The organism is Rhizobium sp. O111, assembly GCF_055616315.1.
Genome location: NZ_JBSHXL010000005.1, coordinates 52,539 through 65,702, shown reverse-complemented (window position 1 = coordinate 65,702; position 13,164 = coordinate 52,539). Strand labels below are relative to the sequence as shown.

Here is a 13,164-nt window from a genome sequence, read left to right as displayed (position 1 = left end):
TTGCCGTCTCAAGATAACGCATGATTCTGGCAATGCCGCAAGGGAAATAGCGTTAACAGAAGGTTAACGACCGCAGATCCACCTAACACACAAAATCCGGATTTATTATCTAATACAACCTGTTAGCATACCAGACCGTCAGCTATGTTCATGATTTGTCTTACTGTGAATCCTACAATCGTAACCCAAAGGAGACGACACGGAATCCGCATTGTCGTCCAGCTAAAGCAGACTCACCACCGCGACTCAGCTGGATCTTACCTTGTAGAATCCTACAACTACTCACCGTGTCCAAACCGTGCTGAGTTCTCCGCCGAACAACGACGACGGAGAAATTCATGCAGGTTCTCGCGATCTCAACACCGAAAAATATTCAGGAAGCTGAGCTTATCCACCGCCATCACGAGCTACGCGCGCGGGTCTTCGCCGACCGGCTAGGCTGGGATGTCGAAGTTATCGACGGCGTGGAATTGGATGCTTTCGACACTCTGATACCGACTTACATCCTCGCAATTTCCGACAGTCGCCAGGTAGCAGGATGCGCGCGGCTGCTTCCGGCGCCTGGCCCCACAATGGTGGCCGACGTCTTTCACTCACTCCTTCCGAATGGCCGGTTGAACGCCCATTCCGCGATGATCGAGAGCTCCCGTTTTTGCGTCGATACGGCGCTCGGCGAGGGCAGGGGAGACGGATCCGTCCATGAGGCGACGCTGACCATGTTCGCCGGCATCATCGAATGGTGCATGTCGAACGGTTTCACCGAAATCGTCACCGTCACTGACCTGCGTTTCGAGCGGATCCTCGCGCGCGTCGGGTGGCCCCTTCAGCGCTTGGGCGAGCCCAGGAAGTTCGGGGTGACGATGGCGGTCGCGGGAATCCTACTCGCCGACGCCAGTACATTTCAAAAGCTCCGTCCCGCCAACTATCGCTCTGAATTCACCTCCCTCAGCAAGGCAGCGTAGGAGAAATCCGTGAACCAGCTTCGCTCTCACCCTCGGCTTGTGCGTAAACTTCAGGAAGCACTCGGTGACCAGCTCTGCGTGGCGCTGGACGATGCAACAGTCGTCGAGATCATGCTCAATCCGGATGGAAAGCTGTTTATCGAACGCCTCGGACATGGCGTTGCGCCCGCCGGCGAAATGTCCCCGGCCGCGGCCGAAATGGTGATCGGTACTGTCGCGCATGCACTGCAGTCGGAGGTCGATACCGAACAGCCGATCATCTCCGGAGAGCTGCCGATCGGCGGTCACCGCTTCGAGGGACTGTTGCCTCCCGTGGTCGCCAGGCCTGCTTTCACGATCCGGCGCAGGGCATCGCGCCTCATCCCGCTCGAAGATTACGTCCGGACCGGAGTGATGACCGAATACCAGGCCGCGACGATCCGCAGCGCGATTTCCGCGAGGCTCAACATCATCATTTCCGGGGGAACGGGCTCGGGCAAGACGACGCTTGCGAATGCTGTGATCGACGAGATCGTGAAAAGCGCGCCAGAAGATCGGCTCGTCATTCTGGAAGACACCGCCGAAATTCAATGCACTGCCGAGAACGCAGTTCTGCTCCATACCAGCGATACGATCGACATGGCACGGCTTCTAAAGAGCACGATGCGCCTGCGTCCTGATCGGATAGTTGTGGGCGAGGTCCGCGACGGCGCTGCCCTGACCCTGCTCAAGGCTTGGAACACCGGTCATCCGGGCGGCGTGGCGACCATCCACTCGAACACCGCCATGTCGGCGCTGCGCCGTCTTGAACAGCTGACGGCCGAGGCAAGCCAGCAGCCGATGCAAGAGGTGATCGGGGAAGCCGTCGATCTCGTGATCTCCATTGAGCGGACGCCGCGCGGACGGCGCGTTCGCGACGTCATCCAGGTCGAGCGGTTCGTCAACGGTCAATACGAGGTCGAATCCGATCAGCTCACAGAAGAACAGGAAGCGCGCCATGTCGCATAGGAAATCATTCATCGCCGTCGCGCTCTTGGCGGCGCCCATCGTTCTCGCCTCGGTCGCGCCGACCCTTGCCAGCTCCGGCGGCAGTCTCCCGTGGGAAGGGCCGCTGCAGCAGATCCAGGAGTCGATCACCGGCCCGGTCGCGGGTGCGATCGCGCTTGCAGCAGTCGCCATCGCCGGCGGCATGCTCATCTTCGGCGGCGAACTGAATGATTTCGCGCGGCGACTTGTATACGTCGTTCTCGTCGCCGGCATCCTCCTCGGCGCCACCAACATCGTCGGCCTGTTTGGCGCAACCGGCGCCTCGATAGGACTGACGAGCGAACAGCTCACCACGATTGGATCGGCCGGAGGCGGGGAGGGAACTCATGGCTAATTCCCCATCCGGCCTGCAGCGCAACCGCATCCACCGTGCACTGTCGCGTCCAAACCTGCTGATGGGCGCCGACAGGGAGCTTGTGTTGCTGACCGGTCTCGCCGCCGTCATCCTGATCTTCGTGGTGCTGACGGTTTATTCGGCGCTCTTCGGAATCGCCGTCTGGGTCGTGATCGTCGGGCTCCTCAGAATGATGGCGAAGTCCGACCCGTTCATGCGGCAAGTCTATATCAGGCACATTTCCTACAAGCCCACCTACAAGGCGACGACATCGCCTTGGCGCCGGTATTGAGGAGGCGGCCATGGTAGCTCTCAAACGCTTCCGGGCGACCGGCCCTTCCTTTGCTGATCTCGTTCCCTATGCCGGCCTGGTCGACAATGGTGTCCTCCTCTTGAAGGACGGAAGCCTGATGGCCGGCTGGTATTTCGCGGGACCAGATTCCGAAAGTGCGACTGACCTCGAACGCAACGACCTGTCGAGGCAGATCAACGCCGTTCTGTCGCGGCTTGGAAGCGGCTGGATGATCCAGGTCGACGCCATTCGCATTCCGACGGTCGACTATCCCACAGAAGACCGTTGCCATTTCCCCGATCCGGTAACCCGCGCAATCGACGGGGAGCGCCGGGCGCATTTCGCGCGCGAGCAGGGGCATTTCGAGAGCAAGCATGCGCTGATCCTGACTTACCGGCCGCTCGAGTCCAAGAAAACAGCTCTCAGCAAGTACATCTATTCGGACGAGGAGAGCCGGAAGAAATCCTACGCGGACACGGTGCTCTTCGTGTTCAAGAACGCGGTGCGAGAGCTTGAGCAGTATTTTGCCAACACACTTTCGATCCGGCGAATGGAAACCCGAGAAACGGTCGGAAGGGGAGGGGAGCGAATTGCCCGATATGACGAACTGCTTCAGTTCGCCCGCTTCTGCATTACCGGCGAGAACCATCCAATCAGGCTTCCCGATGTTCCGATGTATCTCGACTGGATCGCCACGGCGGAGCTTGAACACGGACTGACGCCGAAGGTCGAAAATCGCTTTCTCGGCGTCGTCGCGATCGACGGTCTGCCGGCTGAAAGCTGGCCGGGCATTCTGAATAGTCTTGACCTGATGCCGCTCACCTATCGGTGGTCATCACGTTTCATCTTCCTTGATGCCGAGGAGGCCCGACAGAAGCTCGAACGCACACGCAGGAAATGGCAGCAGAAGGTCCGGCCGTTCTTCGACCAGATATTTCAGACACAAAGTCGATCCGTCGACCAAGACGCGATGACCATGGTCGCCGAGACCGAGGACGCCATCGCGCAGGCCTCATCGCAGCTGGTTGCCTATGGATATTACACACCGGTCGTCGTGCTATTCGACAACGATCGCGAAGCCCTGCAGGAGAAGGCCGAAGCGATCCGGCGGCTGATCCAGGCGGAAGGGTTTGGGGCGCGGATCGAAACGCTGAACGCCACCGATGCCTATCTCGGCAGCCTGCCGGGCAACTGGTACTGCAACATCCGTGAGCCACTGATCAACACCAGCAATCTCGCCGACTTGATTCCGCTGAATTCGGTCTGGGCCGGAAACCCGATCGCGCCATGCCCCTTTTACCCACCGAATTCCCCTCCCTTGATGCAGGTTGCGACCGGCTCGACAGCGTTCCGTCTGAACCTGCATGTCGATGATGTCGGCCACACGTTGATCTTCGGTCCGACAGGTTCTGGTAAGTCGACGCTGCTTGCTCTGATCGCCGCACAGTTTCGCCGGTACGAAAATGCGCAGATCTTCGCCTTTGACAAAGGCAGTTCACTTCTTCCCCTGACGCTCGCTGCCGGTGGTGATCACTATGAGATCGGCGGCGACAATGCGGAAGAGGGGAGGGCCTTGGCCTTCTGCCCGCTTTCTGATCTCGAAAGTGATGCCAACCGGGCCTGGGCGACCGAGTGGATCGAGATGCTGGTCGGTCTGCAGGGCGTCACAATCACCCCCGATCATCGTAACGCCATTTCTCGGCAGGTCGGACTGATGGCGAGCGCATCCGGTCGCTCACTCTCGGATTTCGTCAGCGGCGTGCAGCTGCGCGAGATCAAGGATGCGCTGCATCACTACACCGTTGACGGGCCGATGGGCCAGCTCCTCGATGCGGAGGAGGACGGCCTGACACTCGGGGCCTTCCAGACCTTCGAAATCGAGCAGCTGATGAACATGGGCGAGCGCAATCTCGTGCCGGTGCTGACCTACTTGTTCCGGCGGATTGAGAAGCGTCTGGATGGATCGCCGAGCCTGATCGTGCTCGATGAGGCGTGGCTGATGCTTGGCCACCCAGTTTTCCGCAGCAAGATCAGGGAATGGCTCAAGGTCTTGCGCAAGGCGAACTGCGCCGTTGTCCTTGCGACCCAATCGATCTCGGATGCCGAACGGTCCGGGATTATCGATGTGCTGAAGGAGTCTTGCCCAACCAAGATTTGCCTTCCGAATGGCGCCGCCAGAGAGCCAGGAACACGTGAATTTTACGAGCGTATCGGTTTCAACGAGCGCCAGATTGAGATCGTCTCGAACGCAGTCCCCAAACGCGAATACTACGTCGCCACGCCGGAAGGCCGGCGGCTCTTCGACATGTCGCTGGGGCCGGTTGCGCTGAGCTTTGTCGGCGCGTCGGGCAAGGACGACCTCAAGCGCATCCGCGCACTGAAATCCGGACATGGCCGCGAGTGGCCAATCCGCTGGCTTGAAACGAGAGGAGTTCACGATGCCGCATCGCTACTCAAGTTCGAATAGATGGTTAGCCTGCCTGGCGGCCGCGGCCCTGACGATCGGAGCCGTACCTTCAGCACGGGCGGGGACCGCCACCGGTGCTGCGACGGAGTGGACGCAGCTCGCCAACAATGCGCAATTGGTGGACCTTCTCAAGAGCTCGGGCCTCCAGGTCGACAATCAGCTGACGCAGATCAGCCAGCTTGCGGAGCAGATCCAGAACCAGCTTAAGATCTACCAAAACATGCTGCAAAACACCGCGCAGCTGCCTGACCATGTCTGGGGGCAGGTCGAAAGCGATCTCAATCAGCTCCGCAGTATTGTCGACCAGGGTCAGAGTATCTCATTCTCCATGGGCAACGCCGACGACGTTCTTCAGCAGCGCTTTCAGAGCTACGCCGACCTCAAAACCAACCTGCCGGATAACGCGACGTTCTCCTCGACTTATCAGTCCTGGTCGACGACCAACCGCGACACGATCGCCAGCTCGCTGAAGGCTGCGAGCCTAACGGCCGACCAGTTCGATAGCGAGGAAGATACGATGTCCTCGCTGCGGTCGATGTCCGAAACGGCGGACGGGCAGATGAAAGCGTTGCAGGTCGGCCACGAGATCGCCGCTCAGCAGGTTGCCCAGATGCAGAAGCTTCGCGGTCTCGTCTCGCAACAGATGACGATGATGGGAACCTGGCTACAGACGGAGCAGACCGACAAGGACCTGGCGCAGGCCCGGCGGGAAAAGTTCTTCAACGCTGAGGTCAAGAGCATTCCGGAAGGTCAGAGAATGGAGCCACGCTGGTGAGCCGATCCGTCCTAATTGCTTTGGTGCTTGCTGTCGCCGCTGCATCCGCCGCGGCCACAGTGCTGATCGTAAAATCCAGCGACGGCGGAAGACCTGCGCTTACCGAGGAGCAGCGCTCAGCCCGGGAGAAGTTCTTCGGCTCGAATAAGGAGCTGCCGCCGATCAAGGATGGTCAGGAGATACGGCCGAGATGGTGAAGCCCGCTGTCACACGTTCACTCCTGATAACTGGTCTGTTCTTCCTCGCCTATGCTGCTCCCGCATTTGCGCAGGAGGGGCAGGTCCTCACGGAACTGGAAAACCAGGTCTCCTCTGCCGCGAAGGGCTGGGAGACCACCATCATGGATGCGGCGAAATCGCTGTTCTGGATCCTCGCAACGATCGAGATCGGCATTGCCGCCGTCTGGCTGGCGATCCAGTCAGCCTCGCTGGATAGCTGGTTTGCGGAGCTGGTGCGCCGGATCATGTTCGTCGGGTTCTTCGCATTCGTTCTGACCCAAGGTCCGACCTTTGCCCGGGCGGTGGTTGACAGTCTTTTCCAAATTGGTGCCGGCGGCGGTTCAGCCTCGCCCGCTGAAGTGTTCGATGCCGGCATTCGCGTCGCCTCGCAAATGTCGCAACAGGCGCAGTTCGGCGTATTCGAGGACAATGCGCTGGCGATTGCCGCGGTGCTGGCAATGGGTGTCGTCGTCATCTGCTTTTCGCTGGTTGCCGCGATTTTTGTTTCGGTGATGGTTGAGATGTATGTCGGCCTGCTCGCCGGCATGATCATGCTTGGCCTGGGCGGTTCCTCCTTCACCAAAGACTTTGCTGTTCGCTATCTTGTCTACGCCTTCGGCGTTGGCATGAAACTGATGGCGCTGGTGATGATCGCAAAGATTGGGTCACAGGTCCTCTTGGGTCTGGCCAATGCCCCGACCGCATCCTCCGACCAGTTTGTCACCACCCTGGCGATCGCCGGTATTTCCGTCGTGGTCTTCATCATCGCCATGTACGTGCCGAACATCATCCAGGGTGTCGTCCAGGGAGCCTCCGTCACCGGCGGTATGGAGACAATCCGCCACGGCGGGCAAGCGGCGTCCTTCGCCGCGGGCGCTGGATTCTTGGCCGCCGGCGCTGCCGGCGCGGGTTTTGCGGCGGCCCAAGCCGCACGAGCTGGCGGTTCATCCGTCGCTGGTGCTGCCCTGCGGGGGATAGGCGCAAGCTTCAGTTCCGGGGCACAAGCCGCAGGCTCGGCCGCGAAGGAAAAGGCAATCGGATCTCCCGGTGCTTATGCGGGGTCCATCCTCGGACTAGCCAACGCCAAGCTCGATGAACAGCGCAGCGGTCACAGCGGCCCGACGCCTCCTCCCGAACGCAACGACAAACCATAATCGAGACAAGGGAAGAATAAATGGCAGCGAACCGCGCCCCTGATAATCCGTATCTTGCCGCCCGCCAGGAATGGAACGAGCGCTACGGCACATATGTGAAGGCTGCTTCCGCATGGCGGATCGTCGGCATTCTCGGCCTGACGATGGCCGTCATCGGCTTCAGCTACGCGATGTATCTCAGTACCCAGGTCAAGCTCGTGCCTTATATCGTTGAGGTCGACAAGCTGGGGACGGCAGTCACGGCAGGCTTCCCGGAGCAGATCGAATATGCCGATGTCCGCGTGGTTCGCGCCACACTCGGCAACTTCGTGACAAGCTTTCGCTCGATCACGCCGGATGCCGTGGTGCAGAAGCAATATATCGACCGCACATACGCTCTTCTTCGCACCTCCGATCCGTCGACGGAGAAGGTCAACGCCTGGTTCCGAGGCAATTCACCTTTCGAGAAAGCGAAGTCCTCGACCGTCGCCATCGAGGTCAACAACATCGTGGCGCTCTCGAACCAGACCTATCAGATCGACTGGACGGAATACGAGCGAGACCGCAAGGGCAAGGAAACCGGCACACGCCGCTTCCGCGGCATCGCAACGGTGGCGCTCACCGCGCCACAGGATGAGGCGACGATCCGCCTCAATCCGATCGGCCTCTATGTCCGGGATTTCGACTGGACGGCACAGCTTTAAGGGCAGGGATTTCTCAATGCAAAAGACAGGATTGATCGCAGCCGCCGGCTGCATGGCCGGACTCGCCTTTGTGGTGGGCGCGCAGGCGCAAAGCATGACGAGCAACGAGGTCAAGGGTACGAATATCTCCCGCAAATGGCGCGGCACACCGGGCCTGGTCACAACGGGACCGGACGGCAAAGTGATTTTTCTGTTCGGCGAGACCCAGCCGTCCGTCGTCTGCTCGCCGCTGCAGGTCTGCGACATCGAGCTTCAGGGCGGTGAGATCGTTCGCGACGTGCTCGTCGGCGATACGGTGCGGTGGAAAGTGGAGCCGGCCACCTCGGGGGCGACAGGCGGGCAGGCCATCCATCTGATTGTCAAACCGTCGGAGCCAGGTCTTCTCACCTCGATGGTCGTCACCACCTCACGGCGAACCTATCATATCCAGCTCAAGTCCCATCCCAGCCAGTACATGGCGCGCGTTGGTTTCGAGTACCCCGAGGACACCTCCACCAAGCTCGCCGACATCAATGCCCGTCTCGAAACCGGCGGCATTCCGGGCACGGCGCCGGATAAGCTGAACTTCTCCTATTCGATCAGCGGCGGGGCTTCGTGGAAACCGAAGCGGGTCTATTCGGACGGGGTCAAGACCTACATCCAATTCCCGAAGTCGATCTCAGGTCAGGATGCGCCGGTGCTCTTCGTCGTCTCCGGCGGTCAGAACCGCATCGTCAACTACCGGATGAAGAACAACATGATGACCGTCGACTATGCGATCGACAAGGCGATCCTCGTATCAGGGGTCGGGTGGCGGCAGCAGAAGATCACCATCCGGCGGGGAGGCTGAACCATGCGCAAGCTCCTCGCACTCTTCATCGCGGCCAAACTACTCTCCGGTTGCCAAACGGCCGACGACGCGATGACCACCAATGCAACCCCGGTTGCCGTCACCGGACCGGCCGCAAGCGCGATCGCCGGTGACATGGCAAGTCGTCTCGCCGAACAAATCGGTCCGGCCAGCGCTGCGACGACCATCAAAATGGAAAAGGACCAGTCGGAATTCGCGACCGCCCTCGAGGCGGCCCTGAAGGGCTGGGGTTATACGGTCGTCACGGACGGCAAGGTCGCCAAAGACATCAAGCCGGTCGAGCTTGCTTTTGCCGTCGAGGGCTTCGACGGGCAGGTTTTTGCGCGCGTTTCGACGCCTTCCATCGCTCTTGGCCGCGCCTATACGCCGACGGCGGCCGGCGCCACGCCGACCAGTCCACTTTCGATCATGCAGCGCAACTGACGGAGAGCAATATGGTCCAGTCGCTCCAACTTGGCGCGCCAGCCCAGTCCGACGATCAGAATGGCATGCGCCGGCTCAACCGCCTGCCGATCATCATCGCCATCATCGTCGTCGCGCTCTTCGTTGGCGTCGTCGTGATCGGCCTGTCGCTGCGGGGGCTGTCCTTCCATCGAGGCGACATCGAGGGGGCTTCCAACACCCCGGCGACCAGCTTCGGCGACCAGCTCAAACGGGGTGTCACCGACGGCATCATCGGCGAGCCGGAGAAGCAGGAAGTGTTTCAACCGACCCCTGTCGTCGAGCAGAAGGTCGAGAAACAGGAGACCGCCGTTGAACGCCGGCCGAATGACCGACAGGAGAGACGCTCGCTCGAATCCGAGGAGGAGTGGAAGGCTCGCCTGAAGCGGGAGCAGGACGAGCAGTATATCCGGGAAGCGCAGCGCCAGCGGATGGCTCGCCTCCAGGCTCGCGCTACGGCGCTCGATTCGCCGCTGAAGGTAGACATCGGAGACTTCGAGAAGGCAACCTCCACCAATGACAGCGGCCGCCAGCCGACAAATGCAGCCGTCAACAGTGCGTCGGACCTTTATGCCGCCGCCATGAAATCCGGCCTGATGGGCCAAAACGTCGATCAGAACGGACAGCCGTCGAAGGAGGATTTTTTCAATCAGGACATCAAGGATCTCGGCTACCTGCCAAACCAGGTCGTGCCGCAGATGTCACCCTACGAACTGAAGCGCGGCTCGGTCATTCCCGCCACCTTGATCACCGGCCTCAATTCCGACCTGCCAGGGCGGATTACCGCGCAGGTCAGCCAGAATGTCTACGACAGCGCGAGCGGCTATCGCCTCCTTATCCCGCAGGGCGCAAAGCTGTTCGGTCGCTATGATTCCAAGGTCTCATTCGGCCAGGAGCGTGTTCTCGTCGTCTGGACTGACCTTATTTTTCCCAATGGATCCACCCTGCAGATCGGCGGCATGGCCGGCACGGACGCCGAGGGGTATGGCGGCTTCCAGGACAAGGTTGACCGCCATCTCTGGAGGACGTTCGGTTCCGCAGCTCTGGTGGCAATCATCGGGACGGGGATCGACATGTCGATGCCGGAGAGTTCAACATTGGCCACCCAGGACACGGCATCGGATGCAGCACGGCGGAATTTTGCCGAAAGCTTCGGTCGCGTCACAGAACAGACAATCTCGAAGAACCTCAACGTTCAGCCGACGATTCGCATCCGTCCTGGCTATAAGTTCAACGTTCTCGCGGACCAGGATATCATCTTTCCATCCATTTATAGCGGGCGCTAACCCATCTCGAACGCTGCTCCGCCCGTCGTTTCGTCGGGTGGAGCGATCCATCCGCGCTCAGAAATCAGCGCTCGCCAAAATCTTCTCTCAAATTGTCATATTTTAGATGAAGAGGCCTTGAATACTCGGTAGAGGTGAGTAGAAAACCAGTTGCAACGGCCGTGGATATGCTTCGGCAGAAGGCAACTGCGTTTTCATCGGAAACGAATGGGGACACGGAATTCGCAGCCACGGTCCGATGTTCCGTATGGCTCCGGCTGGCCGAACGGTGGCACCAGGTAACTCGCGGCGCGTGGTAGGCGCGACGGGTGGGAGGCTCGCAGCTGCGCAAGAGGAGACAAGTCCGTGGACGGAGACCTTCGCTCTTTAATCGATATGACGGAAGCTGCGCACGATGAACGCATGATCAAGGGCGCCCTGAAAAGCTTCGCAAACTCCCATGGCTTCGAACGTTTTGCGTATCTTCAGACCGAGGGCCTGGAAATCCGCACATTCAACTCCTATCCGGAGGAATGGCAGGATATCTATCTTGGCGGCCAATATTCGCGCATCGACCCCGTCATCACGGAAGCCAAGCGTCGCATGGAGATGTTCTACTGGACGGCCGATGATTGGCCGGCTCGTGGCACCTCGGAGCTGAGACGGTTTCGCGACCAGGCGATCGAGCACGGCATTCGCAGTGGGCTGACGATTCCGGTCGAAGGGAGTTTCGGGTCGACGATGATGCTGACCTTTGCCTCGTCGGAGAAGAAAGTCGAGAAAGCCAAACTGCTGGACGCCCAGAAAGCCGTCCGGACGGTCCTTGCAATCCATTACCGCCTGAAGATTATCGCTTCGACGACGATAATCGCTCCGAAGCGGCTACTCTCGCCAAGGGAAGCGATGTGCCTCATGTGGGCAGCAAAGGGCAAAAGTGCCCCGGAAACCGCAATGTTGACGGGGATCAACGCGAGGACGGTGCAGCACTACCTCGATAAAGCGCGCGAGAAACTTGACGCGGCGACCGTTCCACATCTAGTCGCGATCGCTAAAGATCACGGCTTGGTTTGAGGGGTCATTCATCGCCATCGAGCGGAACCTCGGGGATGTAGCCGAGCACATCGATGATCTCCGAAAGCTCTTCCTGCTGGGCTTCGGATTTCCTTTGCCGCGCGGCATACTCTTGCTGCAAGCTTTCGAGCACGGCGCTCGAAACCGAGGGGTCGGCGGACGCGCGGGTCCATTCCTCATAAACAGCTTCGTCGGCGACTATAAGCCGGCGGTGCTCTCGGATTGCAGATATAGCAAGCGCCTCTAGTTCTGATTTTTCCATTGAACGTAAACAGGATCCCATCGGTTTGGTTTCGTGTTTTGTCTCGGATAAGTTCACGTCCTTCATCCGCTTCCCCTTAATTTCTTCATTTGCCGCTCGAAAGCCAAATCCTGGTGAGCATTATACCGCATAGGCCATAACTGCACGGCCTGTCTTTCAGAAGTTCATATACCCTATATCCCAAGGTAACTTGTGACGGCCTGGACGAGCAATATCACGCGCCGTGACGAATCGGAACTATAGTTCCTGGAATAATAGTTCCGATTCAGGTTCCGCTCGCGTCATGGATCTCAAGGAGGTCATGGCGATCAATATGCGTCGAATCCGTCATGGCAAACAATTGACGCAGGAGGAAGTGGCCCACCGTACGGGCCTCAGTGTCCGCCATGTCGGAGCAATCGAGCGTGCCGAGATGTCGGCGACCGTCACCGTCCTTGGCCAAATCGCAGAGGCACTGGGCGTCGAACCTGCCGTGCTTGTGACGAGATGAGTAGACGCGCGCGTGCTGACTGCTAGTTGCTGCCCTTGAGGCCCCGTTATGACGCAGCCGGGCATGAATCTGCTCTAATCGTATTTCCGCGCGGCCGTTCTTTCGTGGATGGCTGTGCTGGTGCTTTGATCAACTCGAACACCACGTTCGTGCGGGGCGTTCCGACAAACACTAATATCATGCATTTGAGTTACACTAATTTTCTGCTTTGAACCTCAATACTCGCCTCGCTGCCCCCGGCGAAACGAAGTCAATCTATTTTTGGCCTCCAATGTGTGAGAGGTCGATCCGCATCCCCGCTCGGCCAACATCCTGCACCGTCTCAGGCTCTTGCTCTCCTGGTTTCGGTTCGGCGCTCTCTTCCTCGTCGGGGATCTTCTCCTCGCTTTGCTGCGGCACTTCAACTGCCGTTCCCGGATCCTCCGCCTGAAACACACTGACGCCCTCGAACTCGCCGGTCTTCCATGCGTAGACCGCATCCTCGAAGATCTGCGGGAAGACATCTTTGCTCGTCGGGTTGCCATACCATTTCGCGACGATCCGGAGCACCTTGGCGAACATCGCCGTGCCTTTGCGGAGGTTCTGGCAGGCATCGACGAGGTCCGGTTTGAGATCACTCGCTTCCTTGACGCCAACGCCGGCGGGAAACTGCGTGAGACCGACGCGGACCACCGCCTGACCAGCATATTGCCGCACGATCACCATCGCCTCGTCAGCCGACGCAGCTTTTGGCACGAGGATCAAACGGCCACCGGATTTGACGGTGACGGCGAGGGGATCAGCCGAGCCTGCTGATACCACGAACCGTTCGACGATCGCGGGTTTTAGGGAAGGGTCGGCGCATTCTTTGATCAGGGCGGCGTCCAGCATAGTG

Annotated in this window: 16 protein-coding genes; 14 read left to right on the top strand and 2 right to left on the bottom strand. The window is 59.5% G+C overall.

What is annotated here, in order from left to right; translation table 11 throughout:
• Positions 1-338: 338 nt before the first annotated feature.
• The 13 genes from traI to ACVTFQ_RS33210 all read left to right on the top strand — a co-directional run bounded on the left by traI (position 339) and on the right by ACVTFQ_RS33210 (position 11,538).
• Entirely contained in the window at positions 339-962 is a 624-nt protein-coding gene (gene traI, locus ACVTFQ_RS33270) for an acyl-homoserine-lactone synthase (protein WP_012476008.1), read from the top strand.
• A gap of 9 nt (positions 963-971) precedes the next feature.
• Entirely contained in the window at positions 972-1,949 is a 978-nt protein-coding gene (trbB, locus tag ACVTFQ_RS33265; protein ID WP_077768123.1) for a P-type conjugative transfer ATPase TrbB, read from the top strand.
• Entirely contained in the window at positions 1,939-2,322 is a 384-nt protein-coding gene (locus ACVTFQ_RS33260; protein WP_012476006.1) for a TrbC/VirB2 family protein, read from the top strand. The genes trbB and ACVTFQ_RS33260 overlap by 11 nt, the downstream gene beginning before the upstream one ends.
• Positions 2,315-2,614: a conjugal transfer protein TrbD gene (locus ACVTFQ_RS33255; RefSeq protein WP_012476005.1), complete on the top strand. Its 300-nt coding sequence runs from the start codon at positions 2,315-2,317 to the stop codon at positions 2,612-2,614. The genes ACVTFQ_RS33260 and ACVTFQ_RS33255 overlap by 8 nt, the downstream gene beginning before the upstream one ends.
• Positions 2,615-2,624: 10 nt before the next feature.
• The gene (locus tag ACVTFQ_RS33250) at positions 2,625-5,081 is read left to right on the top strand and encodes a conjugal transfer protein TrbE (protein WP_012476004.1); all 2,457 of its coding nucleotides are present in this window, start codon (positions 2,625-2,627) and stop codon (positions 5,079-5,081) included.
• The gene (gene trbJ / locus ACVTFQ_RS33245; RefSeq protein WP_077768124.1) at positions 5,053-5,856 is read left to right on the top strand and encodes a P-type conjugative transfer protein TrbJ; all 804 of its coding nucleotides are present in this window, start codon (positions 5,053-5,055) and stop codon (positions 5,854-5,856) included. Before ACVTFQ_RS33250 ends, trbJ begins: the two co-directional genes overlap by 29 nt.
• Complete coding sequence (gene trbK / locus ACVTFQ_RS33240; protein WP_012476002.1) at positions 5,853-6,053, top strand: entry exclusion protein TrbK; 201 nt, start codon at positions 5,853-5,855, stop codon at positions 6,051-6,053. The genes trbJ and trbK overlap by 4 nt, the downstream gene beginning before the upstream one ends.
• Positions 6,047-7,228 (top strand): P-type conjugative transfer protein TrbL, encoded by a 1,182-nt coding sequence (gene trbL / locus ACVTFQ_RS33235; RefSeq protein ID WP_012476001.1) that lies wholly within the window; start codon positions 6,047-6,049, stop codon positions 7,226-7,228. The genes trbK and trbL overlap by 7 nt, the downstream gene beginning before the upstream one ends.
• 20 nt (positions 7,229-7,248) lie before the next feature.
• Positions 7,249-7,911, top strand: a complete 663-nt coding sequence (locus ACVTFQ_RS33230) for a conjugal transfer protein TrbF (protein WP_012476000.1) — start codon at positions 7,249-7,251, stop codon at positions 7,909-7,911.
• Between the two features lie 16 nt (positions 7,912-7,927).
• Positions 7,928-8,740 carry a P-type conjugative transfer protein TrbG gene (gene trbG / locus ACVTFQ_RS33225; RefSeq protein WP_012475999.1) on the top strand — a complete coding sequence of 271 codons (813 nt, stop codon included), beginning with the start codon at positions 7,928-7,930 and terminating at the stop codon, positions 8,738-8,740.
• Positions 8,741-8,743: 3 nt separating this feature from the next.
• Positions 8,744-9,184, top strand: a complete 441-nt coding sequence (gene trbH, locus ACVTFQ_RS33220; RefSeq protein WP_012475998.1) for a conjugal transfer protein TrbH — start codon at positions 8,744-8,746, stop codon at positions 9,182-9,184.
• 11 nt (positions 9,185-9,195) lie between these two features.
• Positions 9,196-10,488: an IncP-type conjugal transfer protein TrbI gene (gene trbI / locus ACVTFQ_RS33215; RefSeq protein WP_012475997.1), complete on the top strand. Its 1,293-nt coding sequence runs from the start codon at positions 9,196-9,198 to the stop codon at positions 10,486-10,488.
• Between the two features lie 345 nt (positions 10,489-10,833).
• Positions 10,834-11,538: an autoinducer binding domain-containing protein gene (locus ACVTFQ_RS33210; protein WP_077768125.1), complete on the top strand. Its 705-nt coding sequence runs from the start codon at positions 10,834-10,836 to the stop codon at positions 11,536-11,538.
• 4 nt (positions 11,539-11,542) lie between these two features.
• Here the strand turns inward: ACVTFQ_RS33210 and ACVTFQ_RS33205 are convergent, their stop codons facing one another.
• The gene (locus ACVTFQ_RS33205) at positions 11,543-11,866 is read right to left on the bottom strand and encodes a transcriptional repressor TraM (protein ID WP_012475995.1); all 324 of its coding nucleotides are present in this window, start codon (positions 11,864-11,866) and stop codon (positions 11,543-11,545) included.
• A 217-nt stretch (positions 11,867-12,083) separates the two neighbouring features.
• Between ACVTFQ_RS33205 and ACVTFQ_RS33200 the strand changes: the two genes are divergently transcribed.
• Entirely contained in the window at positions 12,084-12,290 is a 207-nt protein-coding gene (locus tag ACVTFQ_RS33200) for a helix-turn-helix domain-containing protein (protein WP_077768126.1), read from the top strand.
• Between the two features lie 255 nt (positions 12,291-12,545).
• Here the strand turns inward: ACVTFQ_RS33200 and ACVTFQ_RS33195 are convergent, their stop codons facing one another.
• The gene (locus ACVTFQ_RS33195) at positions 12,546-13,160 is read right to left on the bottom strand and encodes a TraH family protein (RefSeq protein ID WP_012475993.1); all 615 of its coding nucleotides are present in this window, start codon (positions 13,158-13,160) and stop codon (positions 12,546-12,548) included.
• Positions 13,161-13,164: the final 4 nt, after the last annotated feature.

Coding starts and splice junctions, on each gene's coding strand:
- traI (WP_012476008.1), top strand. CDS start 339: ATGCAGGTTCTCGCGATCTCAACACCGAAAAATATTCAGGAAGCTGAG.
- ACVTFQ_RS33260 (WP_012476006.1), top strand. CDS start 1,939: ATGTCGCATAGGAAATCATTCATCGCCGTCGCGCTCTTGGCGGCGCCC.
- ACVTFQ_RS33255 (WP_012476005.1), top strand. CDS start 2,315: ATGGCTAATTCCCCATCCGGCCTGCAGCGCAACCGCATCCACCGTGCA.
- ACVTFQ_RS33250 (WP_012476004.1), top strand. CDS start 2,625: ATGGTAGCTCTCAAACGCTTCCGGGCGACCGGCCCTTCCTTTGCTGAT.
- trbJ (WP_077768124.1), top strand. CDS start 5,053: ATGCCGCATCGCTACTCAAGTTCGAATAGATGGTTAGCCTGCCTGGCG.
- trbL (WP_012476001.1), top strand. CDS start 6,047: ATGGTGAAGCCCGCTGTCACACGTTCACTCCTGATAACTGGTCTGTTC.
- ACVTFQ_RS33230 (WP_012476000.1), top strand. CDS start 7,249: ATGGCAGCGAACCGCGCCCCTGATAATCCGTATCTTGCCGCCCGCCAG.
- trbG (WP_012475999.1), top strand. CDS start 7,928: ATGCAAAAGACAGGATTGATCGCAGCCGCCGGCTGCATGGCCGGACTC.
- trbH (WP_012475998.1), top strand. CDS start 8,744: ATGCGCAAGCTCCTCGCACTCTTCATCGCGGCCAAACTACTCTCCGGT.
- trbI (WP_012475997.1), top strand. CDS start 9,196: ATGGTCCAGTCGCTCCAACTTGGCGCGCCAGCCCAGTCCGACGATCAG.
- ACVTFQ_RS33205 (WP_012475995.1), bottom strand. CDS start 11,866: ATGAAGGACGTGAACTTATCCGAGACAAAACACGAAACCAAACCGATG.
- ACVTFQ_RS33200 (WP_077768126.1), top strand. CDS start 12,084: ATGGATCTCAAGGAGGTCATGGCGATCAATATGCGTCGAATCCGTCAT.
- ACVTFQ_RS33195 (WP_012475993.1), bottom strand. CDS start 13,160: ATGCTGGACGCCGCCCTGATCAAAGAATGCGCCGACCCTTCCCTAAAA.